23 protein-coding genes are annotated in these 24,720 nt (G+C 40.3%); 8 read left to right on the plus strand and 15 right to left on the minus strand.

What is annotated here, in order from left to right; translation table 11 throughout:
• The first annotated feature begins 26 nt into the window (after nt 1-26).
• Together yihA and J580_RS15430 are read left to right on the plus strand one after the other, a co-directional pair.
• Entirely contained in the window at nt 27-803 is a 777-nt protein-coding gene (yihA, locus tag J580_RS15425; RefSeq protein WP_002116788.1) for a ribosome biogenesis GTP-binding protein YihA/YsxC, read from the plus strand.
• A 124-nt stretch (nt 804-927) separates the two neighbouring features.
• Nucleotides 928-1,878, plus strand: a complete 951-nt coding sequence (locus J580_RS15430; RefSeq protein WP_075384066.1) for a metal-dependent hydrolase — start codon at nt 928-930, stop codon at nt 1,876-1,878.
• A gap of 45 nt (nt 1,879-1,923) precedes the next feature.
• Here the strand turns inward: J580_RS15430 and J580_RS15435 are convergent, their stop codons facing one another.
• Both J580_RS15435 and J580_RS15440 read right to left on the minus strand, forming a co-directional pair.
• Nucleotides 1,924-3,189 carry a dicarboxylate/amino acid:cation symporter gene (locus J580_RS15435; RefSeq protein WP_032004808.1) on the minus strand — a complete coding sequence of 422 codons (1,266 nt, stop codon included), beginning with the start codon at nt 3,187-3,189 and terminating at the stop codon, nt 1,924-1,926.
• 109 nt (nt 3,190-3,298) lie between these two features.
• The gene (locus tag J580_RS15440) at nt 3,299-4,171 is read right to left on the minus strand and encodes an acyl-CoA thioesterase (protein ID WP_002116924.1); all 873 of its coding nucleotides are present in this window, start codon (nt 4,169-4,171) and stop codon (nt 3,299-3,301) included.
• A 276-nt stretch (nt 4,172-4,447) separates the two neighbouring features.
• Here J580_RS15440 and plsB point away from each other — a divergent pair, with 276 nt between their 5' ends.
• Nucleotides 4,448-7,021: a glycerol-3-phosphate 1-O-acyltransferase PlsB gene (plsB, locus tag J580_RS15445; RefSeq protein ID WP_032004809.1), complete on the plus strand. Its 2,574-nt coding sequence runs from the start codon at nt 4,448-4,450 to the stop codon at nt 7,019-7,021.
• A gap of 46 nt (nt 7,022-7,067) precedes the next feature.
• Here plsB and J580_RS15450 read toward each other — a convergent pair whose 3' ends face one another.
• Both J580_RS15450 and J580_RS15455 read right to left on the minus strand, forming a co-directional pair.
• Nucleotides 7,068-8,051, minus strand: coding sequence for a putative solute-binding protein (locus J580_RS15450; RefSeq protein WP_032004810.1), 984 nt, complete (start codon nt 8,049-8,051; stop codon nt 7,068-7,070).
• A 79-nt stretch (nt 8,052-8,130) separates the two neighbouring features.
• Entirely contained in the window at nt 8,131-8,946 is an 816-nt protein-coding gene (locus J580_RS15455) for an NAD-dependent epimerase/dehydratase family protein (protein ID WP_032004811.1), read from the minus strand.
• Between the two features lie 20 nt (nt 8,947-8,966).
• Here J580_RS15455 and recG point away from each other — a divergent pair, with 20 nt between their 5' ends.
• Both recG and J580_RS15465 read left to right on the plus strand, forming a co-directional pair.
• Nucleotides 8,967-11,012: an ATP-dependent DNA helicase RecG gene (recG, locus tag J580_RS15460; RefSeq protein WP_005078352.1), complete on the plus strand. Its 2,046-nt coding sequence runs from the start codon at nt 8,967-8,969 to the stop codon at nt 11,010-11,012.
• On the plus strand, nt 11,005-11,634 hold the full coding sequence (locus J580_RS15465) for a ComF family protein (RefSeq protein ID WP_032004813.1): 630 nt from the start codon (nt 11,005-11,007) through the stop codon (nt 11,632-11,634). Before recG ends, J580_RS15465 begins: the two co-directional genes overlap by 8 nt.
• A gap of 1 nt (nt 11,635) precedes the next feature.
• Here the strand turns inward: J580_RS15465 and J580_RS15470 are convergent, their stop codons facing one another.
• A complete protein-coding gene (locus tag J580_RS15470; protein ID WP_032004814.1) occupies nt 11,636-12,040 on the minus strand; it encodes an NUDIX hydrolase in 405 nt (134 codons plus the stop codon).
• A 14-nt stretch (nt 12,041-12,054) separates the two neighbouring features.
• Nucleotides 12,055-12,636: a TIGR00730 family Rossman fold protein gene (locus J580_RS15475; RefSeq protein ID WP_032004815.1), complete on the minus strand. Its 582-nt coding sequence runs from the start codon at nt 12,634-12,636 to the stop codon at nt 12,055-12,057.
• 157 nt (nt 12,637-12,793) lie between these two features.
• Between J580_RS15475 and J580_RS15480 the strand changes: the two genes are divergently transcribed.
• Nucleotides 12,794-13,807 carry a magnesium and cobalt transport protein CorA gene (locus J580_RS15480; protein ID WP_002116978.1) on the plus strand — a complete coding sequence of 338 codons (1,014 nt, stop codon included), beginning with the start codon at nt 12,794-12,796 and terminating at the stop codon, nt 13,805-13,807.
• A 72-nt stretch (nt 13,808-13,879) separates the two neighbouring features.
• Here J580_RS15480 and J580_RS15485 read toward each other — a convergent pair whose 3' ends face one another.
• The 9 genes from J580_RS15485 to dxs all read right to left on the minus strand — a co-directional run bounded on the left by J580_RS15485 (nt 13,880) and on the right by dxs (nt 22,649).
• Entirely contained in the window at nt 13,880-14,167 is a 288-nt protein-coding gene (locus J580_RS15485) for an STAS domain-containing protein (protein ID WP_005078357.1), read from the minus strand.
• An 11-nt stretch (nt 14,168-14,178) separates the two neighbouring features.
• Complete coding sequence (locus tag J580_RS15490; RefSeq protein ID WP_002116826.1) at nt 14,179-14,820, minus strand: MlaC/ttg2D family ABC transporter substrate-binding protein; 642 nt, start codon at nt 14,818-14,820, stop codon at nt 14,179-14,181.
• 26 nt (nt 14,821-14,846) lie between these two features.
• On the minus strand, nt 14,847-15,527 hold the full coding sequence (locus J580_RS15495; RefSeq protein WP_005067241.1) for an outer membrane lipid asymmetry maintenance protein MlaD: 681 nt from the start codon (nt 15,525-15,527) through the stop codon (nt 14,847-14,849).
• Nucleotides 15,527-16,303 (minus strand): lipid asymmetry maintenance ABC transporter permease subunit MlaE, encoded by a 777-nt coding sequence (gene mlaE, locus J580_RS0104325; RefSeq protein ID WP_002117010.1) that lies wholly within the window; start codon nt 16,301-16,303, stop codon nt 15,527-15,529. The genes J580_RS15495 and mlaE overlap by 1 nt, the downstream gene beginning before the upstream one ends.
• On the minus strand, nt 16,300-17,118 hold the full coding sequence (locus J580_RS15500) for an ABC transporter ATP-binding protein (RefSeq protein ID WP_002116999.1): 819 nt from the start codon (nt 17,116-17,118) through the stop codon (nt 16,300-16,302). Before J580_RS15500 ends, mlaE begins: the two co-directional genes overlap by 4 nt.
• Before the next feature lie 90 nt (nt 17,119-17,208).
• Nucleotides 17,209-17,418, minus strand: coding sequence for a hypothetical protein (locus J580_RS15505; protein WP_005067237.1), 210 nt, complete (start codon nt 17,416-17,418; stop codon nt 17,209-17,211).
• Nucleotides 17,419-17,524: 106 nt separating this feature from the next.
• On the minus strand, nt 17,525-19,387 hold the full coding sequence (locus J580_RS15510) for a DEAD/DEAH box helicase (RefSeq protein ID WP_002116866.1): 1,863 nt from the start codon (nt 19,385-19,387) through the stop codon (nt 17,525-17,527).
• 405 nt (nt 19,388-19,792) lie between these two features.
• On the minus strand, nt 19,793-20,623 hold the full coding sequence (locus J580_RS15515) for an inositol monophosphatase family protein (RefSeq protein ID WP_032004816.1): 831 nt from the start codon (nt 20,621-20,623) through the stop codon (nt 19,793-19,795).
• 121 nt (nt 20,624-20,744) lie between these two features.
• Nucleotides 20,745-22,649 carry a 1-deoxy-D-xylulose-5-phosphate synthase gene (dxs, locus tag J580_RS15520; protein ID WP_032004817.1) on the minus strand — a complete coding sequence of 635 codons (1,905 nt, stop codon included), beginning with the start codon at nt 22,647-22,649 and terminating at the stop codon, nt 20,745-20,747.
• A gap of 303 nt (nt 22,650-22,952) precedes the next feature.
• On the opposite strand from dxs, the gene ribA reads away from it, so the two are divergent.
• Both ribA and hemF read left to right on the plus strand, forming a co-directional pair.
• Nucleotides 22,953-23,555: a GTP cyclohydrolase II gene (gene ribA, locus J580_RS15525; RefSeq protein ID WP_032004820.1), complete on the plus strand. Its 603-nt coding sequence runs from the start codon at nt 22,953-22,955 to the stop codon at nt 23,553-23,555.
• 128 nt (nt 23,556-23,683) lie between these two features.
• A complete protein-coding gene (gene hemF / locus J580_RS15530) occupies nt 23,684-24,634 on the plus strand; it encodes an oxygen-dependent coproporphyrinogen oxidase (RefSeq protein ID WP_019767450.1) in 951 nt (316 codons plus the stop codon).
• Nucleotides 24,635-24,720 lie beyond the last annotated feature (86 nt).

Consider the following 24,720-nt stretch of genomic DNA (forward strand, 5'->3'; position numbering starts at 1 on the left):
CCCTCTCATTTAAAAAGTTATTTTTTATGCGTCGTAGTGAAAAATCGAAAGACACCAAAGCCAGACTCGCACCCAAGCAAAAGATCAGCTATGAAAAGAAACCAGATCCAGCGATCACAGCATATGCTGTGCAATCACTCAACTGGTTACGCCAAGCTGAGTTTCTAATGAGTGCACCTAAATTGGCACTTTGTGTTGAAGATAGTGGCTACGAGATCGCTTTTGCAGGACGCTCAAATGCCGGTAAGTCTAGTGCTATCAATGCATTAACCAATAAAAAACAGTTAGCGCGCGCCTCTAAAAAACCTGGCCGTACTCAGATGATTAACTTCTTTAGTCTAGGCAACCCAGATCAACGTTTAGTCGATCTTCCTGGCTATGGTTATGCAGCCGTACCTGAAGATATGAAACGAGTATGGCAAAAAGAATTAGAGAACTATTTAATCCATCGTAAAAGCTTACAAGGCTTAGTATTACTGATGGATATTCGCCATCCTCTACAGCATTTCGACATGATGATGCTAGAGTGGGCTTATTCACGTCATCTCTTTGTTCATATTCTCTTAACGAAAGCAGACAAACTTAATCGTGGCCCTGCAAACAAAGTACTATTAGAAGTTAAGCAACAACTGAAAAAAATGAAGCTTGATTTCTCGATTCAACTTTTCTCATCACTTAATAAATTAGGTTTAGAAGAGCTAGCAAGTGTTATGGCTGGACGCCTACATTTTACGCTTGATCAAGAGCCGGAATTTGACGTTGACGCGATCCCTGAAGCATCAGATGAGGATACTGAAGAGTAAATCGTCAAAACAGATACAATTTCTTTATTAAATTTATTTTCAAATTGGCCCCTATTGCTAAACACAAATGTAGGGGCTTTTTTTATACTCGTTATAACTTCATCGAGTTAAAAATCAGGACTAAATGATGAAATTGTTATCTTTTTTGAAGAACAAGGCTTTAGGTTCTTCTATTGACTATAAAATTCTTCCACGTAAAGTAAAATTTGACTGGAAAGATACCCCTGTTGACTGGATTCCAAATCAGCCTTTCGCAAGTTATTTTATTAATGAAATTAATAACATCTTGCCTGCCGGAGAATTCTGGTTTTGCCGTTTGTACAATAAAGTTTTACCACAAATTAAAGATGAAAAACTTAAACAGGATGTGCAAGCATTTATCCGCCAAGAAGCTATGCATGCCAATGCGCATACTTCTGCCAATAAAGAATATTTAAGCGCACGTAATATTGATATCCAGCGAAATCTGGACATTATGAATTATCTATTTACCACTGCCTTAGCAGATAAACCATTCGACAAAGAAGTCCCTCAATTTCTACAAGGGCAATGGGACCTTTTCCGTTTAGGCGTTATTGCAACTGTTGAGCATATGACTTGTGTATTAGGGAAATATGCACTCTATAACGAGCGTTGGGAAGAATTAGGCGCTGACCCTGAAATGGTTGATCTGGTTAAATGGCATGGTTCAGAAGAAATTGAACACCGTACCGTTGCTTTTGATTTATATCGCCATTTGGGTGGTGGATATATTCCACGCTACTATTTAAGCCTTGCAGTGATTGTACTGGTGCTTGGATTATGGGTAGATGGCGCTGCACATATTATGAAACAAGATCCACGTTTTGCTGATGCTGCTAAATCTAGATTTTTCCCAGTATGGGTTGCTGTAGAGTGGTATAAAATTAGCAGAAAAGATAATCAGGTTTTACCAAACCCAATCTGGCTGATTGCCCAACAAATTGATTACCTCATGCCTTGGTATGATCCAGTTAAAGAAGGCAGCACTGAAGATGCGGTTAGCTATTTATCGCAATCTCCAGCAGCAAAAAGAGCAGAACTTCAAGCCGCTTAAAAATAAAAAAGCAGGATTTTAAATCCTGCTTTTTTATTTAGGAGATTAGACACTGATATCTTTATCTTTCGTATAACGATCTACAACCACACTAATCATCATATCACCCTGCACATTTACCACTGTTCTTACCGTATCCAATAGGCGGTCAATCGGAAGTAAAATGGCGATTGCTTCAGCTGGTAAACCTACCGATTGTAAAACCATAATCATGGTGACCATACCAGCACTCGGAATTCCAGGGGCCCCTAGTGATGCAATCATTGCTGTTAAACACACAATAATTTGTTGTGTCAGGTTTAAGTCTAGCCCCACCAAATTTGCGACAAATAATGCAGCGGCTGCTTCATATAGTGCAGTGCCATCCATATTAAGCTGTGTACCTAAAGGAATTACAAAACCAGCTGTTTGCGGACGAACACCTAAGTTTTCCTGTGCGCATTTCATACTAAGGGGCATTGTGGCAGAACTAGAGCTGGTTGCAAATGCTGTAATTAGCGCTGTACGTGTTCCTTTGAAAAAAGTCCAAGGACTCATGCGGCCAAAAATCCAAAGTAGCAACGGTAAAACAACAGCACCATGAAAAATGGTAGTCCCTGTCACTACAACAGCAAACTCAGCCAAACGACTGAGTACCGAAATATCTTCCGTTGCCATTAACTTTGCTAATAAGGCAAAAATACCCAAAGGTGCTAGCTTCATTACCCAGCCGACTAGCATCATCATCATTTCAAAAAATTGATGACTTAATAAGCGAATACTTTTAAAACGCTCACCGCCATGGACTAAAGCAACACCAACAAATAGTGCAAACACCACAACAGCTAAAACGTTACCATCGCTGAATGCTTTAAATGGGTTAATTAATGTATTTTGAATAAAATTAGTGAAAAAACTTGCAGGATTTAAACTATCTGGCGCCTGATAGTTTTGCATAGACGTTTGGAAAATAGAGATATCTATACCACGTCCTACTTCAAATAGATGAGCACAACTTATACCTAAAATTAAAGCCAATGTTGTTGTAGTCAAACAGCATAAAAAGGTAATTTTCCAGACTGGACCTAACTGTCCTCCCGCCTGCAAATTAGAGACACCCACAACAATCGAGCTAAAAATCAAAGGCACCAACAACATTTTAAGCAGCCCAATAAAGACACTACTTAATATTCCTAACCCATATAAACTATGTTTTACAAACGCAGTATCAGGATACAACGTTAATATAAAACCAAAGGCTAAGCCTAAAATGGCCGCAATAAGAATTTGTGTGTTTAAGTTCATATCAGCATTATTTTTTTCAGTTGGCAATCCTTTTGCAAATATGACATGAGCTTGCTTTTCATACGAGCAATTTTTTGTCACATCGTTTCAATTAAAAATAAAAAAGCCATCTAATCAGATGGCTTTATAAATAAGCTTATTGTGTTTCAATTTCCCGCAAACGAATTAAACCCTCTTGCACGGTACTGCATACAAGTTGGCCATTTTGCCACATACGGCCAAAGTTCAAGCCGCGAGAGGCTGCGCTAACGGTTGCTTCCATATCGTAAAGCATCCATTCATCAGCACGCAGCGGGCGGTGAAAATAGATGGCATGATCAATACTCGCACACTGTAAACTTGGAGAAATATAGCTGAGCCCATGCGGTCTCAAAGCAGTTGTCATTAAGGTAAAGTCTGAATAAAACGCAACAATCGCTTGATGGAGGGCAATATCATCTAATTGTTTTGGAATACGGTCATGTGTGCGGATATAGTGCGCATTATAAGGAGCTTCAGGTTGCGGTTGAAACGGATTTACCGGATCAATTGGGCGAATTTCCACATGGCGCTCACGCATGAAACTAGCACGAACATTTTCAGGTACGAAATTTAAAATACCTTCTTTGAGTTCATTTTCAGATTTAAGAGTCTCTGGTGCAGGATACTCTGGTTCTTGATGTTGATAGTTCAAGCCTTCTTCGGGGTTAGCAAAAGAAACCATCGCCGAGAATATAACTCGTCCATGCTGAATTGCACGAACCTGACGACTTACGAAACTCTTTCCATCACGTAAACGGTCTACTTCATAGATAATTGGAGCATTAATATCACCGCCATACAAAAAATATGCATGCAAAGAATGCGCTGGACGATCGGTTGTATAAGATGCCGCACGTAAAGCCTGACCCAAAACCTGTCCACCAAAGACACGTTTACCGACAAGATTACGGCTTATGCCACGGTAAATATTTTCTTCTAACTTTTCTAAAGTGAGAAGATCGACTAGTTCTTGGGTTAACGCATTCATGAGAGATACCTTCATATTTCAGGTAAAAAATCGTATTAAAGTACAGATGTGTAGAATCTATTGTGCCATAAAAAACTATTTGAACATGGAACAATCAGTCAACTTCTGACGAACATTGCTCATATAACAGCTAAAAATACGATTTTTAACGATAAAATATGCCAAAAGCATTATAATTTATAAGAAAGTAGCATATTGTTTTTTTTAATAAATGCCGCAAAATAATTACCCTCTGCATTTGGTGCTGGGATTTGTCTTTAAGAAGTAGGAGTTCTTATGTCCAAGAGTGGGTTTGGTCAAATGTATCGTCGGCTTTCGAGTAAACTACTTGACCTCGTGGTAACACCACATGTTCTTGGGGAAGTTCCTACTGAACCAGTATCAGAAACAACAGAAACAGAAGCAAAAACTGACCGCCAAAAAGTGGTTTGTTACGTCTTACAAAACCACTCTCGAAGCAATGCTCTGGTGGTTGATGGAGAAACGCGTCGTTTAAATTTAAAACCTGCGTTAGATCCATTAGTTGTTGGCACTCATCAGGAAAAAGCATCAGTTTTATTTTTACAGCACAATGATGAAAATAATTTACTGAATCCGCCTCCTCATGCTTTTCCACCGCGTTTAATAAAACTGATTGAAGTTTTACAAGAAAACCCTGAACTTGATATAGAGCTTGTTCCGGTTACAGTTTTATGGGGCCGTTCGCCAGATAAAGAAGATTCTTGGTTTAAATTATTATTTTCAGACACATGGGCAACACCAAGCACAGTTAAGCAGCTGGTTAATATTGGTTTGCATGGCCGTCAGTCTTATTTAGAATTTCATGAACCACAATCGCTACGTGAATTGGTTGAATATGCACAGCAGCATTATCCAAATCTTTCACCAGCAACTTATATTGTAAGTACGTTAAATGATTATTTAGACCGTCAGCGTGAAGTCGTGTTAGGCCCCGATTTGTCGGATCGCCGCAATGTCATGCAATCGGTTGTTAAATCTCGTGATGTGCAAGAAGCAATCCGCCGTGAAAGTATTCGCGGAAAAGTGAGCATGCTTGAAGCTGAACGCCGTGCGATTGGCTATGTGAATGAAATCGTATCGGATTATTCACACTCAGCAGTGCGCTTTGCCGATCTTGCCTTAACACGCCTATGGACCCAGCTTTATGACGGCGTAGAAGTACATAACTTTAGTACCGTTCGTGAACTAGCGAAAGACTATGAAGTTGTCTATACACCGTGCCACCGCAGTCACATTGACTATTTACTATTGTCATATGTCATCTATAAACGTGGCTTAATGGTTCCATATATTGCTGCGGGCGATAACTTAAACTTACCTTTTGTTGGACAGCTTCTACGTGGTGGCGGTGCATTCTTCATTCGCCGCTCTTTCCGTGGAAATGGACTCTACACTACTGTATTTAAAGAATATCTATATAGTATTTTGTCACGCAACACGCCTCTTGAATACTTTATTGAAGGTGGACGTTCACGTACTGGACGTTTATTACCGCCTAAAACCGGTATGCTTGCCATGACAGTTCACAGCCATTTACGTGGCCGTGCCAAACCGATCGTTTTCTTACCAACTTATATTGGTTATGAACGACTTATGGAAGGCTCAACTTACGTAGGCGAAATGCAAGGTAAGCCAAAAGAAGCCGAATCTATTTTTGGTATTGTGAAAACCTTACGAAAAATTGAACGTATCTTTGGTAAAGTCCACGTGAACTTTGGTGAACCCGTTTTCCTTGATGATCTGCTTAAGCAACATAATGCAGAAAACGTTTATATCGAGAAAAATGACGACCCAATTCCTCAAGCTGTTTCAGATGCAGTAAATAGCTCTGCACATGCAATTTTAGAAAATATTAACCGAGCTGTGGTGATAAACCCTGTTTCTTTACTTTCTATTATTTTGCTTGCAACTCCAAAGCATACGCTTGATGAAGAAATTTGTATTAAGCAGCTAGAAGCTTATCGTAACTTGGCATCGAACTTCCCATATGACCAACGTATGGAAGTAACGCCACTTTCTGGTAAAGAAATTATTGCGTATGGTTTAAAGCTTAAACTCATTAAACGCGTTCAGCATGCGCTTGGCGATATTATTGCGATTGAAGATAATCAAGCTGTTCTTTTGACTTACTTCCGTAATAACATCTTGCACGCCTTTGTTTTACCTTCTCTAGTAGCATCACTTGTTGAGCATAATGGAAAAATCAGTCGTTCAGATTTAACTAATGTCATCTATACGCTCTATCCATTCTTGAAAGCTGAGTTATTCCTTAAATGGAAGAGTAGCGAGCTTAAGGCACAAGTTGAGCAATATGCAGATGCTCTAGTTCAATCTAACCTTATTCAACAAGACGATGAAGGTAACTTGATTAGCTCTGCGCCAAATACAGAAGAGCATAATCAGCTTGTTGTTTTAGCAACGCCAGTTAAGCAAAGTCTTGAGCGTTACTACATGACGCTTGCACTCATTACTCAACGTGGTTCTGGTAATATTTCTGCTAAACAAGTTGAAGAGTTAAGTCATTTATTAGGACAACGTTTATCAGTTCTATATGAATTTAATTCGCCAGAGTTCTTCGACAAAGCTTTATTCCAAAGTTTCTTAAAAGTGCTTACACAGCAAAATTATATTCGTACCAATGACCAAGGCCAAATTGAGTTTGATGATAACTTCCGTCAAATGGCTGCTGGTGCACAGTTGGTACTTGATGAAGTAACCTTACAAATGTTACAGCACATCACCACCTTTACCGACGAAGAATTGAAAGATGCTCTTGAAGCAATGGCATCTCAACAAGCTAAACGCCGTTTAAAACGCAAAAAAGCTTAAAGTCTTCAGTCAAAATAAAAGGCAACTTCGGTTGCCTTTTATTTTATTAGCGAATTGGACATTCAAAATAACGTGGATCGTCCATACAACGTAAGCGCTTCATAAGCTGAACAAAATAAGCATCGTAATAACCTGAAAGAACATACTGATTACGTATTTTGGCAACCATTACGTCATAACTTTGCTTCTCATAAAAAGAGACATCTACCCAATAATAAGCAGGTAAATGATTTTCCCATTGTGTCGCACGATTCGTCAGCAATTGGCTATTTTGAACGAACCATCCTCGAATTTTCCGGCCAAAATTAGCGGGATAAGCTTGCGGCTTAATAATTAAATTAACACCGAAATATGCCAAAGGAAAATTAATGACTTGAGTATCTAGTCCAAATTCTTTTTGTAAGTTATACGGCAATAATCCATACACTGGGGCAGCAATAATATCGATTTTATTTTGCTTAAACTGCGCAATCGCGTTAGATAAATCGACATAAACTGGCTGAGCACCTACACTTCGCACCAGTGCTTGTTGTGGTGGATTGTTGGGTAGCACCCCAATACGCTGATTTCTTAATTGAGCGACTCTAGAGAGGTTCTTATTTTTTAGAACCATGTAAGCAGTTCCAATTGGAATCATTCCTATAGCTTCATAATTCTTAGAAACTAACCTTTTCTCGATTGTAGGATGATTTAAAAGCTGCAAAAAGCTTTTGGCCGTACGGTTATTAGGAATAAGCCCTATACCCGCGGTACTTCCCATAAACTGGTTATAACGATAAGTATTGAAATTGGATGCAGCTAAACCCGAACATTTCCCATCATCAAAAGCTTGTATAGCCTGCTGTTCTTTTTGATAGGTAACTACTTTAAATTTGACTTGATATTGCTGGGCATATAGCCGAATGTCATTTAAACGGCGAGTAATATCCCCTTGGGACCCGATAGGATCATAGGCACACCACACCTGATCCTCAGCCCAACTCGCAACAGCTGTTATGCTCAAGATAAGAGCTAAACAAATTTTTTTCACTTTCAACCTTTTTATCTTTATCGGCAATTTGACTGCCTCATCAGGTATTTATGTTCTTATTTAAAGTTTAATCAAAATTTCATTTAGTGCTATGAACATTTAAACATAATAAATAGTCATTAAAGCAAATCGGATGTTCTAACTGAAAACCTGTTGTAGATAAATGTCTTGCATAAATTCTTTTACCTGAAATTTGGTTTGATTCTAAAGTTAATTCTGGCAATCCCAATTGTTTTTGAAACCACACAATAATTTCATGCAAAGGCAATGGTTGATTATTCGTCACAATATAGCTTGCTTGATGACTTTCATAATCAGCCATAAAAGCCAAAAATCTCGCTAAATCATCAATATGTATTCGATTGCTATAATGTATATTTGGATAACTTTGATTATTTTCAGCCATTTTCTTTAAGCGGGCAATGGAAGTTCCATAAATACCTGTAGGACGAACAATTACAGATTGAGTTGGATAATATTTTTGCCAGAGTAACTCCATATTACGCAATATATAGCCTTGTGCATCATTTGGATGAATTTCACTAAAATCATCAATGATCTCCCCTGCATTTTCACCATATACCCGCGTAGAGGAGACAACGATTATTTTTTTCACTGGATGTATTTTTAATGCTTCTCGAATCGGTTCAATACTATCAACATAAGTTTGCTGATAGCCCTCAACCGTACTCTCATTTGGAGAAAGTAAAATATATACGACATCTACAGGTTCAATTTTACTTAAATCGAGCGTAAAAATATCCTGAACAAGATGTGTTGCGTAACTATCCGTTTTTACACTACGGCTGATTGTGGTAATTTGATGTTCTTTCTCAAATAGTTGTTTAGCAACACGCTGAGATGTTTTACCATAACCGATAAATAATATATGCATAGAAAACTCGTTGAGGGGACATGACTTCAGTCCATCAGTTACAAGGCGTTGGATCGGCTTCAGCAGCCCTGCTCGAAAAACTAAATATTTTTACCACAGATGATTTACTGTTTCATCTGCCACGTGATTATGAAGACCGCAGTACGATTATTCCGATGAATCAACTTGTAGTTGGACGTAGCTATTTACTCGAAGGCGAAGTCAAATCAATTGATTTCCCTCCGGGGAAAAGAAAATCTATGGCAGCCTTGGTGCAAGATGAATTCGGTAAAGTCACCTTACGCTTTTATCATATTTATAAAAACCTGACTGATAAAATAAAACCCGGCCATCGCTTACGTATTTTTGGTGAAGTTCGCGTGGGTGCTCGCGGCCTTGAGATGTATCATCCTGAAATTCAGCTCATTCATGAACATACTCCCCTTCCAAAAACTCAGCTGACAGCAATTTATCCAAGTACGGATGGGTTAACTCAACCCAAATTACGCGAATACGTTAAACAAGCTTTAAAGCATCATAGCGACGCCTTACCAGAGCTACTCCCAAAGCAATATACCAATGGCTATGCGCTTAAAGAGGCTTTGTATTACATTCATGAGCCTCCAGTTGATGCCAACATGCTGCAATTGGCTCAAGGCTCGCACCCTGCACAGCAACGGCTTATTTTTGAAGAGTTGGTTGCGCACCAAATTAGTTTACTTAATCGCCGTGCTTATATTCGACAAATTGCGTCACCTGCATTTTCAAGCAGTAAAGTATTAGCTAAAAAACTATTAGAAGCTTTACCATTTCAAATGACCAATGCACAAAAACGTGTATCTAAAGAAATTTTAAATGACTTAAAACAACACCAACCTATGCTACGTCTAGTACAAGGCGACGTAGGGGCTGGAAAGACCCTAGTTGCAGCTGTAGCCGCTTGCCATGCTTTAGAAGCAGATTGGCAAGTTGCATTAATGGCTCCGACTGAAATTCTTGCAGAACAACATTATTTAAACTTTAAACGTTGGTTTGAACCATTAGGTATTACCGTGGCATGGTTATCTGGCAAGCAAAAAGGTAAAGCCCGTGCCCAAGCAGAACAACAGATTAAAGAAGGCCACGCGGAACTTATTGTGGGTACCCATGCCTTATTCCAAGACAATGTTGGCTTCGCTAAATTAGGGCTAGTGATTATTGATGAACAACATCGTTTTGGTGTAGATCAACGTTTAGCTTTACGAAATAAAGGTGCTGAGCAGTTCACTCCACATCAACTCGTAATGACGGCTACCCCTATTCCAAGAACTCTAGCAATGAGTGCTTATGGTGATTTAGACACATCTATAATTGATGAGTTACCTCCAGGCCGTACCCCAATTCAAACAGTTACGATTCCTCTTGATCGTCGAGAGGAAGTGCTTCAACGTATTGCTTCAAATTGCAGAGATGGGAAACAGGCCTACTGGGTATGCACATTGGTTGAGCAGTCTGAGACTTTAGATGCTCAAGCAGCAGAAGCAACTTACCAAGAGATGAAAGAACGCTTTCCTGAACTCAATATTGGTTTGGTACACGGCAAAATGAAAGCTGATGAAAAGCAAGCCGTCATGCAAGCATTTAAAAATAATGAATTACAACTTCTTATCGCAACGACAGTGATTGAAGTTGGAGTAGACGTTCCTAACTCTTCCATTATGGTGATTGAAAATGCCGAGCGCTTGGGCCTTTCTCAGTTACACCAATTGCGTGGTCGCGTAGGTCGAGGTGCTCAAGCTAGTTTTTGCGTACTTTTATATAAAACGCCTCTCTCTCAAAATGGACAAGAGAGACTTTCTATTTTAAGAGAAAGTAATGATGGCTTTGTGATTGCAGAAAAAGATCTGGAACTACGTGGACCAGGTGAATTACTAGGGACTAAACAAACTGGGGACATGGGATTTAGAGTGGCTCGTTTAGAGCGAGATGATCACCTACTGAGTCAAGCCCACTATGTGGCACAGCAAGTTTTAAAAGATTATCCAGAACAGGCAGATGCTCTATTAAAACGTTGGCTTCCTGAGGCGCCTCGCTACGCCTATGTTTAATTTTTTAAACTTCCAACCTCTTATTCAGTTATTTTCACCTTGCTCATTGTGCGAGTTAGGCATGCGAGAAAAATACTCGCTCTGTAAAGACTGTTGGGAACAGCTACCTTGGCTTAAACAAACGATTCAACGTAATAATCAATCTGTCCTTGTAGCCTGTAATTATGCTTATCCAGTTAACCGGATTATTCAGCAGTTTAAATATGAACAAAAGTTACATTATCAAATATTATTAGGTGAAATTTTAAAACAATTAAAATTTCCCAAGGTACAAGCGATCGTACCTATGCCCATTTCCAATCAACGTTTAATCGAGCGTGGTTTCAACCAGTCTTTGCTACTTGCCAATATATTAAGCAAACACTTAAAAATACCTATTTGGCAACCAATTCAACGCTTAAATGAGCACTCTCAAAAAGGGCTTACTCGGCTAGAACGCTTTGAAAATATAGAACAACAATTTTTACCCCATCATCAAGAGAAACGACGTTATCGCCGCGTTCTCATTATTGATGACGTGATAACCACAGGAAGCTCTGTTCATGCGCTCAGTCAGGCACTTAAACAATTAGGCTGCACATCCATTCATACGGCGTGCCTAGCAGCGACGCCGAAGAGTTAAGCTATTGCCCTGTAGATAATAAATACTCTTCACACCAAGGAATGACAATTTCTCGGGTCAATGGTGCAAGTTGAGTTTCCGAATCATTTAAATCTATCCACTTCATTTCTGCAATTTCGGCTGCAATTTTAGGTGCTTGGTCGAGCTGAACTAGATATAAATGACTCACCAGAATATGATCTGGCTCATTCGCAGCTGCTGTTTCGAAATGACCAATAAATTGCTCAATCACACAAGAGCTTCCGACTTCTTCTAAAATTTCTCGCTGCATGGTGATCTCTGGTGCCTCATTAGGTTCCAGCTTGCCACCCACTTGCATAAAAGCGTGTGTATTACGCTTTCTTACAAGCAACAACTGATTTTGCTCATTTAAGATCACTGCGGCAGCGACCGTAATTGTTTTCACCTATTTAACCTCGTTTATGGTTGGACGTCTGCGTTTGTCCATTTTGGAGCAGGAGCCTGATATTGCTCAAATTGCTGAAGGATATCTTCAATTTCGTCTGATGCGATCAATTTATCAACGAACCGTGCTTGGCTGAATCCATTATCCACCGTTCCTTGAATCATTTTAAGTAAATCTTCATAAAAGCCCGCTACATTTAAGAAAGCACATGGCTTTTGATGAATCCCTAATTGCGCCCACGTCCATTGTTCAAAGATTTCTTCCAATGTACCAGCGCCACCCGGCAAAGCAATAAAGCCATCTGAAAGATCCGCCATCTTGGTTTTACGCTCATGCATATTTTCAACCACATATAATCTGGTTAGGCCCGGATGAGCTAACTCACGATCAACTAAAGCACGAGGGATCACGCCAATGACTTGTCCACCTGCTTGTAAGGCGCTATCGGCCACCACACCCATTAGGCCTGAGCGACCACCACCATAAACCAAGGTCTTCCCTTGTCTTGCAATAGCCTCGCCTGTAGCTTGAGCAATTTGTTGGAAAATTGGATTTGAACCAAGAGATGAACCACAGAAAATACAAATTGATTTCATAGTGTAAAAAACCGTTTTATTGAACTGTCATGCTGACAAACTAAACTATCGATAGAGTTTTTTTTGCAAAATAGCGTATTGGCAAGTGTTTTTCGGCAAATCCTTGTCTAAAATACACCCATCCATTTCCATCAGACTGCGTGAGGAAAAAAGACACATGCTTGAAGCCTTTTATGCCACAGAACGCGGAAGTCTGGAAGATGCCACCATCAATGGTGGATTTGATCTACATCCCGAATTAGTCTGGCTTGATCTTATTGCACCCTCGCAAGAAGAGCAACAATGGGTATTAGATGCCTATGACCAAAATTTACCAACACTAAAGTCGCTTGAAGACATTTCATCTTCTGCACGATTTTACCGTGATGATGACGGTATTTTGCACATCAGTACTTATTTTTTAACGAAAAATAAAAATTATCAGGTGGATGGCGACGCTGAAGAGTCATCACATATGCTTGCCATGGTGCAAACCGTAGCTTTCATTTTACATAAAGACCGCCTCTTTACGATGCGTGGAGAAAAACTAGTTGCGTTTCGTGCCTTTCGTGCCCGTGCTCGCCGAAATGACTATGACATGGACTATAAAGATCCAACGTGGATTTTATTAGGCCTTCTTGAAGCAAAACTCGATGAGCTTGCGGATATCTTAGAAGATATCCACAAAGATTTAGAAAAATACTCCACCGAGGTTCTTAATAACCACCAACGTGAAAAAATTCTAGATCTCGATGACATGATTACACGCCTAGCTCAACAAGAAGACATGCTAGGGAAAGCGCAGCTTTGTCTCATTGATTTAAGACGTGTACTTACTTTCTTATCGCGTCCACGTGCATTAGGCAGTCATATTTATGATGCAGACATTCGAGAGCTCAGTGAAGATGTGCGCTCACTGGTAGAACATGATGCGTTCTTATTCCAAAAAGTACGATTCTTACTTGATACGACGTCTGGATTCATTAACACAGAACAGAATGACACGATTCGTCGATTCTCGATCTTACCAAGTATGTTAGCTCCTCCGATGCTTATTGCCAGTATTTACGGTATGAACACAGACGTATTACCTTTTGCACATGGTACGACCAGTTTCTTCGTTGTTTTGCTGATTATTATGGGTTTCTTTATTGGGCCGATCATTTATTTCCGCTGGAAAAAATGGATCTAAGCTTTGTAATAAAATACTAATTTCGAGCATAAAAAAGCACCTAAATATAGGTGCTTTTTTACATCAAAAACATCAGATCATTTGCAGATCATCCTGCAAATGACAGGCTTGAATGATCTTCAGCATTTTTTCAGGGACATTTTTAAAATGCAAACCAGTATTTTTTGGAGTCTCTCGTAACCATTGAACTAAAACAGCCAATGCCAAAGTACTACCATGCTCAAGCTCAGTTAAATCCACCACAAGTGGGAAGCTTTGCTGCTTCTTTATGATGGCCAAACCTGCTTGATACTGTTGTTCCGCATTTTCAAAATCAATTTTTCCCGAAACAACCAATTGTTGGTTGAGATACTGAACCACACGTCACCTACTTATTTCTTTTTGTTTTGATTAACAGCTGCGTCTGCATCAGGTTGGAACGTAGCAATTGCTTTATTTAAATCACCGCCATTGCGTTTCACTGTTGCAGCAAACTGATTACGGAACTGTAATCCTAGATCAATACCAGAAACATTGATATTACGGATTTTCCATTGAGTACCTTTGTCAGCCAACTGGAAAGAAACAGGAATTTTTTCACCATTGTGATTAAAGTCCAATGTCACTACAGGGTTTTTACCCGCAGTTGCCTTGTAAGGACGCATGGTATAGCTTTGATTTGTATATTTAGCAAATGCGCTACCGTAATTTTCAATTAATGTATTACGGAAGTTTGTTTCAAACTGAGCACGCTGTGCAGCTGTACTATACTGATTCGTCGCATAAGTACCCATCACAATACGAGTGAACGCTTGTGAATCAACATATGGGTCTAAGTTCTGACGTACAATTGATTTTACTAAAGCAGGATTGTTCTGCAACTTAGCATGATCTGCTTTTAAACGAGCGATCAAGCCATCAGCAACACGCTTGATAAAATCAGGTGGTGCTTCTGAAGGTGCAGCAAAAGCTGTACCTGCAATCATAGTAGACAAAAGACTTGCTGTCAGGGTTTGTTTAAACAACGTATTCACCTGGAACCACTCCTTCAAATAAACTCTTACTCAACAAATGACGGCTGTGCACTGCTGTCGGTACTTGCAGGAGCTTTTTCTTCTGCTGAGGATGAACCAGCGGCAACTTTACCTGCGCCACCACCAGTAATAAATTTACTAATTAAATCTTCTAAATCCATGGTTCCTTGGGTATTTGAAATTGTATCGCCACGTTTAAGATAGTTTAAACCACCACCTGGAACGACTTTCAAATATTTCTCACCCAACAAACCATTGGTTGCAACCATTATATAAGCATCTTCATCAATACTGGTGATGGAGGACATGTTACTGATCAGTTGCTGTTCCATTGCTTTTTGTTGCTCTGGAGAAGCCTGCGTATAGTCAGAACTATAACGTAGTTCATCTAAAGCATTTTTTTGAACTTCTTTTAGCTGCTCAGCATTAAAACTTGTCAATTTTCCATCTAAACCAAAGGTTACCGTAGCCAAACGCGTAACTGGATCAAGGGTAATTGAATCAACACGACCAATTGTGACACCGCTCATCGTTACTTTAGCACGAGGCTTTAAACCATTAACGTTATCAAACTGAGCCTTCATGGTATAACTATCATTTAAGTTGGTACCAACAAGGCCACTAACTTTCATGGCTAAAAAGAACAAGGCAATACCGAAGATAATAACAAAGATACCTACGGCCAGCTCACTACTACGTGATTTCATTAAATCCCTCCGAACATGACCGCAGTCAACACGAAATCAAAACCTAAAACACATAATGAAGAATATACAACTGTTCTCGTCATTGCAGTTGCGATTCCTTCTGGAGTCGGATCACACGCATATCCTTGATATACCGCAATCCATGTACATAACAAAGCAAACACAATACTTTTGATAATGCCATTTACGACATCATGCCCAAATTGCACGTTGTTTTGCATACCGCTCCAGAATGAGCCTTCATCGACGCCAAGAAAATCGACACCTACCATTTTACCGCCCACAATACCAATCGCAGCAAAAATGACAGTTAGCATCGGTAAACTGACCACTCCCGCCCAAAGACGTGGTGATACGATTTGTTTTAATGGGTCAACCCCGATCATTTCCATGCTGGCAAGTTGTTCACTTTGCTTCATTGAACCAATTTCTGCTGTTAATGCAGAACCTGCTCGACCAGCAAATAATAACGCAGCAACCACAGGTGCCAATTCACGCAGCAATGTTAAAGACACCATGGTGCCTAGCATTGATTCACTGCCGACGTTCACTAAAATTGAATATCCTTGTAAACCCAGTACCAAACCAATAAATAGGCCCGATACAGTAATAATTAACAAAGACATCACCCCTACCCGATGCATTTGGTATATAAATCGTCCAAACCCACCAGATGAAGGAAAAGAAAAAACAATTTGTAAGAGCATTAGTGCCGCAACACCAATCCCTCGAATCCGCTCAATAACGAGTCTACCTAACCAGGCAATCGTATTCATGGACGAACCTCGTTATCTAAATAGGCTTGATGACTAAATTGGTATTCAACTGGTCCTTCTGCCGAACCTGTTAAGAATTGGCGCACAAATGGAGAAGCATATGCCTGTAATTCTTCTGGTGTTCCTTCCCCCTGAATCTTTCCTTCTGCTACCACGTAAATGTAGTCAGCAATAGAAAGGGTTTCGGGAACATCATGTGAAACAATAATTGTGGTTAAATCTAAAGCTTCTCGCAATGAACGAATTAAACGTGTCAACACGCCTTTTACAATAGGGTCTTGCCCTGCAAACGGTTCATCGTACATGATTAAATCAGGGTCAAGTGCGATCGCACGTGCTAAGGCAACACGACGGTTCATACCACCTGAGAGTTCTGTAGGCATTAATTGTTCAGAACCACGCAAACCAACTGATTCCAGTTTTAATGCAACCAGTTCAGCAATTAGATTTTCAGGAAGCTTGGTATGTGCTCGAATCGGAAATGCCACATTTTCATAGACCGACATATCCGTAAATAAAGCACCGCTCTGAAATAACATTCCCATACGTGCACGGGCTGAAAAAAGTTCCTGACGGGACATTTTTGCAATATCTTTACCGTCGAGCAAAACTTCGCCCTGATCAGGAACTAACTGTCCACCGATCAGACGTAATAATGTTGTTTTACCTGTACCAGAAGGTCCCATAATGGCCGTAATCTGGCCACGACGTATATTTAAACTAATATTGTCATAAATGACGCGTTCCCCTCGATTAAAACTCAAATTTTTCACTTCAATAAGTGGTTGAGTCGAGAGAGGAGTTTTATTATTCATAATGGCAATCGTTCCTGCACTTTTATGCACGCATACTATAACACTGAAAATTGGCAAACTTGTTGTTATTTTGACAAAAGCAAAGCTAAGTTAGTTGGTAGAAATAGACGAGGTATGTTCGTAAAAAGAGGTTAATTCAGAAATTTGAAACTGCTCAATAGAACTTCCAGTTATAAAAGCATAGGCAAAATAAACCCCATTACACAAAACAAGTGCAATAAAAAGATAAGGCAAGCCGTGCTGAACTAATAAGTTCTTCAACTGTGCCATTATTGTTTCTTTTCGTTTACTTTTACTCATTATTTAATAAAAAATTGAACCAATTCACACTTTGTTATTTTATAACAAAACTGGAAAATAAAAAAGGCCAGTATTTCTACTGGCCTTTCTTTAAACGAACTTTTGATTAACGGTCGAATTTACGACGCGGTTTATCATCAAAACTACGACGTGGACGATCTTCACCACCGAAGCTACGTTTTGGACGATCTTCGCCACCAAACGCTGGACGCTCACCACGTGGTTTATCATCAAAGCTACGACGCGGTTTATCGTTAAAACCACCTTCGCGACGTGGACGATCTGAGTTGAACTCACGACGTGGACGATCTTCGCCACCAAATGATGGACGTTCACCACGTGGTTTGTCATCAAAGCTACGACGTGGACGATCTTCACCACCGAAAGTACGTTTTGGACGGTCACCAAAACCATTTTCACGACGTGGTTTGTAATCTACACGGTTACCACGGTTGTCATCATTTGAGTCAAAACGCGGTTTATCGTTGAAACCACCTTCGCGACGCGGACGATCTGAGTTGAACTCACGACGTGGACGATCTTCAAAACCACCTTCACGGCGTGGGCGATCTGAATTGAACTCGCGACGTGGACGATCTTCCCCACCGAATGGGCGTTCACCACGTGGTTTGTCATCAAAGCTACGACGTGGACGGTCATCACGACCACCTTCACGGCGTTTGAAGTTGCTTTCGCCTTCAAAACGACGACCACCGCCAAAACCGCCACCACGACGACCATCACGACCACCGTTGCCGCCACGACCACGACCACCGCCATCACGACCTGAACGAGCAGGAGGTGGAGATGGCTCTAAGCCTTCAATTTCAGAAACACTTAAACGTGCATCTAAATAGTCTTCAAGCGCACGGATTTTACCGCGTTCACGATAAGTCGCTAAAGTAATTGCTTGACCTGTACGACCAGCACGGCCTGTACGACCAATACGGTGTACATAGTCTTCGTGTTTCATTGGTAAACCGAAGTTAATTACGTGTGAAATTGTCGGTACGTCAAGACCACGTGCAGCAACGTCTGTCGCTACCAAGATTTTTGCACGACCTTCACGAATACTACGTAAACGACGGTTACGAACTGTTTGTGGCATTGCACCGTGAAGTGCAACTACAGAGTGACCTGCTTCTGCAAGTTCTTCAGCCAACATATCTGTATCTTCTTGAGTGCTCGCGAATACAACCGCTTGATCAAGAGTTTCATCAGCCAACCAGTGAGTCAGAAGTTTCTTCTTGTGTTCGAAACCATCTGTCCAGTGTAAAGTTTGGGTAATGTCAGTGTTTGTACTGTGACCTGTTTCAATTGCAATACGCTCAGGTTCATTCATCATGCGCTCAGCAAGACGAATAATACGGTCAGCGAAAGTTGCAGAGAACATTAATGTTTGACGACGGTTACCAGCTAAATCGCTAATCGCTTCTAAATCTTCAGAGAAGCCAAGGTCTAACATACGGTCAGCTTCGTCAACGATTAAAGCTTCAACTTTATCTAACTTTAATTGACGACGGTTTACTAAATCTAATAAACGACCTGGAGTCGCAACAATAACTTGTGCGCCTTTAAGTTGTTGGATTTGCTTACCAAAAGGCATACCACCCATGATTGCAGCAATACGAACACCTTTCATGTGACGTACGAAAGCAATCGCATCTTGGCTAACTTGTTGAGCCAATTCACGTGTTGGGCATAAAACTAAAATGTTAGGTTGGGTCACAGCTTTCATACGTTCTTTGAACGGAACAAAAGTTTCTTGACCAGCTAAATTATGTAATGTCGGTAATAAAAATGCCGCAGTTTTACCAGAACCAGTCTGGCTAGATACTAGAAGGTCTTTACCTTCTAAAGCTGCAGGAATAGATTGTTCTTGCACAGGAGTCGGGGTAGTAAAACCTAAACCTTCAAGCGCTTGTTGTAAGGTTTCATGCAAAGAAAATTCGGCAAAAGTTTTGCTCATAGAGAGTTTCACCCTAGTGGGTGCTCCATTTTTAATAAATACAAAATAGACATCGGCACAAAGCGGCAAAGCAAAGTTAGCTGAAACGTTTTTTCAGCAGCAATCCGAGTAACGACGATGTGGACTAAACGCACGCTTGATTACGGCCGAACCTGAAGAATCGCTGAGCGATCGGGGCGCAAGAAATGGTCCTCTCTATGGACAGCGTGCGCTTACAATGAATAGAACAGAATGTTCAGGTAATGAACGGAAATTTAAGTGCGTGGGCGGATTATAGCAGAAAGAAATTAAAAGTCATGTGTTTTAATCAACTTTCTTTATATTTATTGAACTAACTAAAATTTACCAATCACTTAAAAAATAAAACCCTCTGATAAAAGAGGGTTTTATTTACAAATAATTAAATTATTTTGCAGCTTGAGCCCAAGCTGGAACTACAGTTTGCATTAAAGGTTTTAGCATTTTAAGTGAACATGCAAGCACTTGACCATTTTCAAGAGACTCATTACCACCACGTGCATCAACCACTACACCGCCCGCTTCTTTAATAATAAGCTCACCAGCAGCGATATCCCATGGTTTTAAACCAAGCTCAAAGAAACCATCAAAACGGCCAGCAGCAACATATGCTAAATCTAGAGCAGCTGAACCACCACGACGAATTTGTGCGCCTGCTTGAGTAACAGCTAATAATGAAGCAAAGTGTTGTTCTGCATAAGACACGATCTCACCAGCACGTTTAGCACGGTAAGGATGGCCTACTGCCAAGAATGTATTTTCTAAAGTATCTTTTACATTTACACGAATACGGCGTTGGTTCATAACCGCACCGCGACCGCGACTTGCAGAGAATAATTCGTCACGTACTGGGTCGTAGATTACGCCGTGCTGAGTAACGCCTTTATGCTGAACTGCAATAGAAATACAGAAATGAGGGAATCCATTAATAAAGTTTTGCGTGCCATCAAGCGGGTCGATTACCCAGCACCAGTCTGCATCGTGGCCTTTCCCTTCTTGCAAACCGAACTCTTCACCTAAGAAGCTATGGTTTTTATAACTTTTACGTAATGTATCAATCGTCAATTGTTCCAAATAACGATCTACACGTGTTACTGGGCCATCAATGCCTTTCTCTTCAACTTGCAAATCGAGTTTATGACGATTTTGATGCGCTTTTAAAAGCTCTTGACCAACTGTTTGAGCCGCACGCGCAGCCATAACCACCATAGGTTCCATTGAACACCCACTACAATACAAATTTGAAGATTTTGACAAAGAATAATGCATAAAAGCGCATACATTTTAGCAAATGAATGCGCTTTAGGGGAAAAAATGTTTCAAAAATTTTATTAAAGGCTTAAACCACCTGATTTAGCTTAAGCCAAGCTCGTTCAATTGAGCTCAAAATACCTTTAGCATCTAGCCCACAATCTTGTAGCATTTGACCATGTGACGCTTGTTGTAAAAACAAATCTGGCAGACCTAAATTAATGATAGGTTTAACAATTTGTTCTTGCGCCATGAACTCATTTACTGCACTGCCTGCACCACCCATAATTGCGTGTTCTTCAACAGTTACAAATAATTGTGTATGTTCAGCAAAATCACGAATAATTTTTTCATCAAGTGGTTTCACAAAACGCATATTTACAACACGCACACCGACATCATGTTTTTGTGCAAACTGCTCAGCAGCTTCTATGGCAACCATAACGCGACTACCAAACGCTAAAATCGTAATCTGCTCATCACAAGCAGGTTTAATTTCCGCGACTATTTCTGCCTTACCTAACTCAATAGCGGTTAGCTCTTGCTGAATTTCGACGCCTACCCCCGCACCACGAGGATAACGTACTGCTGCTGGCCCATTATAAGCATAGGCGGTATGTAGCATTTGTCGGCATTCATTTTCATCTTTTGGTGCCATTATGACCATGTTCGGAACTGTACGCATATATGCATAGTCATATGCACCAGCATGAGTTGGACCATCTTCACCAACCAAGCCTGCACGGTCAATTCCAAAAGTCACATCAAGATTTTGTAATGCGACATCATGAATAAGCTGGTCGTAACCACGCTGCAAGAATGTTGAATAGATCGCAACAACAGGTTTCAAGCCTTCACATGCCATACCCGCTGCAAGTGTTACTGCATGCTGTTCGGCAATTGCAACATCGAAGAAGCGCTTTGGAAATTCTTTAGCAAACTTAACCATGCCCGAGCCTTCGCACATGGCTGGGGTAATCGCTAATAAACGTTCATCCTGTGCAGCTTCGTCACACAACCATTGACCAAATACATCAGAATATTTTGGTGGCGTTTTACCTGCTGAAGACGCATTAATTTTGCCAATTGCATGATAGGTAATTGGGTCAGCTTCTGCCGGAGTAAAGCCTTTACCTTTTTTAGTATAGACGTGGACTAAGCGTGGACCTTTACGCTTTTTCAATGCATTAAATACTTGAACGAGTTGATTTACATCATGTCCATCGAAAGGACCGAAGTAATCAAAACCAATCGCTTTAAATAAATTATCGGCCGCATCTGTTGCCGATTGATGTAACCGAGAGTTATACGTCCATTTCGGATGTGGCTGTACATAAGCCTCGCCATGTTCATCGACGTTAACTAAATGACCTTTTTCCCAAATTGCAGCTAAATGTTTAGCAAAACCACCTGTACTGCAAGAAATCGACATGTCATTGTCATTAAGTACAACAATTAAATCGGCATCGTGTGCCACAGCATCGTTCATGGCTTCAAATGCCATACCTGCTGTCATTGCGCCATCACCCACAATACAAACGACTTCACATGGGTCATTTTGATAGCGACGTGCTAAAGACATTCCTAAACCTGCTGAAATTGCAGTTGATGAATGCCCTACGCCAAAAGTATCAAAAACTGATTCTTCTCTAGCTGGAAATGCTGCTAAACCGTTCTTAGCACGGATTGTTGTCATTTGCTCACGGCGACCAGTCAAGACTTTGTGTGGATACGCCTGATGTCCTACATCCCAAACTAATCGGTCATTTGGAGTATTAAAGCAATAATGCAGCGCAACCGTCAGCTCAACCACGCCGAGGTTAGCACCGAAATGGCCACCACTCTGGCCTGCTGCATATAAAATATATTGACGCAACTCATCAGCCACTTGAACCAATTGGCTATGCTCGAGCTGACGTAATTGTTGAGGATGATCAATTGCATCTAACAATGGCGTAACAGGGCGTTGAGTTGGAATTTCGGTATACAACATATGTGGCAAAGCCTTTATAAGCCTGGCAAATCCTAAGCTGGGTCAAAATGGGTCGATCATACAATCGAATGAAGTCACCTTCAATCAGCCACATTTGCGAACGAGGTCATGCAAAGCAGTCTCTCATACAGTATGGGTATGGTTGGCAGATTATCCTGAATAATCTGACTATTTATCAACTATTATCGTCTTCTTTATACAAAAAAGAAAACCTTAGTGTTCAAAATGATTATGACAATTCGACCAATCTCCCAGCATTACGCTATACTTTAAACCGTTTTCGGTTAAAAGATGAGTTAATCTGTGCCTATAGAGTTCATTGCAACATCAAAACTCCCGACTGCTTTTGGTGAATTCAATATTTCTGTGTTTCAAGATCCAGTATCAGGTGAAGAACATGTGGCACTTTCTAAAGGGTTAGAAAATCCACCCACAGGCCCTGTTTTAGTACGTGTTCATTCTGAATGCTTAACGGGTGATGCTTTTGCGTCATTAAAATGTGACTGCGGCCCTCAATTACAGGCAACTCAAAAGCTCATTAACGAAGCAGGTCAAGGCGTTATTTTATATTTACGTCAAGAAGGCCGTGGTATTGGACTTACAAATAAAATTCGTGCATATGCCTTACAAGATCAAGGTCATGACACGGTAGATGCAAATTTACTTTTAAATTTCCCCGCCGATGCACGCCGTTATGACATGTGTAGCATTATGCTTGATCATTTAAAAGTAAAAGAAGTTAAGTTAATTACTAATAATCCTTTGAAAATTCAGGCACTCAAGGACCAAGGTATTAATGTGGTTGGTCGTGTTCCGTTAACGGTTGGACGTAATCCTTTTAATGAACAATATTTAAAAACTAAACGTGAACGCATGGATCACCTTTATCAAAAAGATGATTTCTAAAACAAAATTATAAATTTAAAAATAATTGGAAGGGATTTTTAAGACATTTCTTAAAAATCCCTTACTTTTTTTATGGTTTTGTGTTTTGATGTATCTATCTCCTATCTCAATCATCTTTGAGGGTCACTATGCAACATCCGACTTCAACAGATATTCAACGTGTCCGCGAATTTCTCCTCGATTTACAAGCCCGTATTTGTGCTGGTTTAGAACAACAAGAAAAAGCTGGCGGTGGTACGGGTGAATTCATTATTGATGATTGGGAACGTCCAGAAGGTGGTGGTGGTCGTTCACGAGTTTTACAAAATGGTACCGTGATTGAAAAAGGTGGTGTGATGTTTTCTCACATCAACATTAGTAAACTGCCCGCTTCTGCTACAGAAAGACATCCTCAAATTGCTGGTGCTAAAGCACAAGCGCTCGGTGTGTCATTAGTCATTCACCCTAAAAACCCGAATATTCCAACCTCCCATGCCAATGTACGTTTATTCGTTGCAGAGCCTGAAGGACAAGATCCAATTTGGTGGTTTGGCGGTGGTTTTGACTTAACACCGTTCTATCCAGATGAACAGGATGTTATCGATTGGCATCAAGCCGCATATGACCTATGCCAGCCTTTTGGTGACAATGTCTACGCTGAACATAAAAAATGGTGTGATGACTATTTCTATCTAAAACATCGAGATGAACAGCGTGGTGTCGGTGGTTTATTCTTTGATGATTTAAATTGCTGGGATTTCGAAACCTGCTTTAAATATATCCAAGCTGTAGGCAATGGTTATTTAAATGCCATTCTGCCAATTTTTGAAAAACATCGTGAACAGCCTTATACCGAAGCTCAACGAGAGTTCCAGCTTTACCGTCGTGGTCGTTATGTCGAATATAATTTAGTCTATGACCGCGGAACATTGTTTGGTTTACAAACAGGTGGACGTATTGAGTCTATTTTAGTCAGCCTGCCTAATCTTGCAGCTTGGTCATATCGTCCAGAATGGGATGAAGACTCGCCAGAAAAACGCTTAACCGACTATTACTTAAAACCTCGTGACTGGTTAAACCTAAAAGAAAAAGTCGCTTAATTTTTTGCTTTTCGGAGATTCTTTGGCTTCCACCCTAAAGAATCTCCTTTTTTATTTCCAATTTTCTGAATCTCATTCAAATATTT

Origin of the sequence: Acinetobacter sp. 1542444, assembly GCF_000581835.1 — a bacterium.
In the GTDB taxonomy this organism is placed as follows: Bacteria; Pseudomonadota; Gammaproteobacteria; order Pseudomonadales; family Moraxellaceae; genus Acinetobacter; species Acinetobacter pittii.

Excerpts from the sequence above, each read along its gene's own strand:
- yihA (WP_002116788.1), top strand. The coding sequence starts at position 27 with ATGCGTCGTAGTGAAAAATCGAAAGACACCAAAGCCAGACTCGCACCC.
- J580_RS15430 (WP_075384066.1), top strand. The coding sequence starts at position 928 with ATGATGAAATTGTTATCTTTTTTGAAGAACAAGGCTTTAGGTTCTTCT.
- J580_RS15440 (WP_002116924.1), bottom strand. The coding sequence starts at position 4,171 with ATGAATGCGTTAACCCAAGAACTAGTCGATCTTCTCACTTTAGAAAAG.
- plsB (WP_032004809.1), top strand. The coding sequence starts at position 4,448 with ATGTCCAAGAGTGGGTTTGGTCAAATGTATCGTCGGCTTTCGAGTAAA.
- J580_RS15455 (WP_032004811.1), bottom strand. The coding sequence starts at position 8,946 with ATGCATATATTATTTATCGGTTATGGTAAAACATCTCAGCGTGTTGCT.
- recG (WP_005078352.1), top strand. The coding sequence starts at position 8,967 with ATGACTTCAGTCCATCAGTTACAAGGCGTTGGATCGGCTTCAGCAGCC.
- J580_RS15465 (WP_032004813.1), top strand. The coding sequence starts at position 11,005 with ATGTTTAATTTTTTAAACTTCCAACCTCTTATTCAGTTATTTTCACCT.
- J580_RS15475 (WP_032004815.1), bottom strand. The coding sequence starts at position 12,636 with ATGAAATCAATTTGTATTTTCTGTGGTTCATCTCTTGGTTCAAATCCA.
- J580_RS15480 (WP_002116978.1), top strand. The coding sequence starts at position 12,794 with ATGCTTGAAGCCTTTTATGCCACAGAACGCGGAAGTCTGGAAGATGCC.
- J580_RS15495 (WP_005067241.1), bottom strand. The coding sequence starts at position 15,527 with ATGAAATCACGTAGTAGTGAGCTGGCCGTAGGTATCTTTGTTATTATC.
- mlaE (WP_002117010.1), bottom strand. The coding sequence starts at position 16,303 with ATGAATACGATTGCCTGGTTAGGTAGACTCGTTATTGAGCGGATTCGA.
- J580_RS15500 (WP_002116999.1), bottom strand. The coding sequence starts at position 17,118 with ATGAATAATAAAACTCCTCTCTCGACTCAACCACTTATTGAAGTGAAA.
- J580_RS15505 (WP_005067237.1), bottom strand. The coding sequence starts at position 17,418 with ATGAGTAAAAGTAAACGAAAAGAAACAATAATGGCACAGTTGAAGAAC.
- J580_RS15510 (WP_002116866.1), bottom strand. The coding sequence starts at position 19,387 with ATGAGCAAAACTTTTGCCGAATTTTCTTTGCATGAAACCTTACAACAA.
- J580_RS15515 (WP_032004816.1), bottom strand. The coding sequence starts at position 20,623 with ATGGAACCTATGGTGGTTATGGCTGCGCGTGCGGCTCAAACAGTTGGT.
- dxs (WP_032004817.1), bottom strand. The coding sequence starts at position 22,649 with ATGTTGTATACCGAAATTCCAACTCAACGCCCTGTTACGCCATTGTTA.
- hemF (WP_019767450.1), top strand. The coding sequence starts at position 23,684 with ATGCAACATCCGACTTCAACAGATATTCAACGTGTCCGCGAATTTCTC.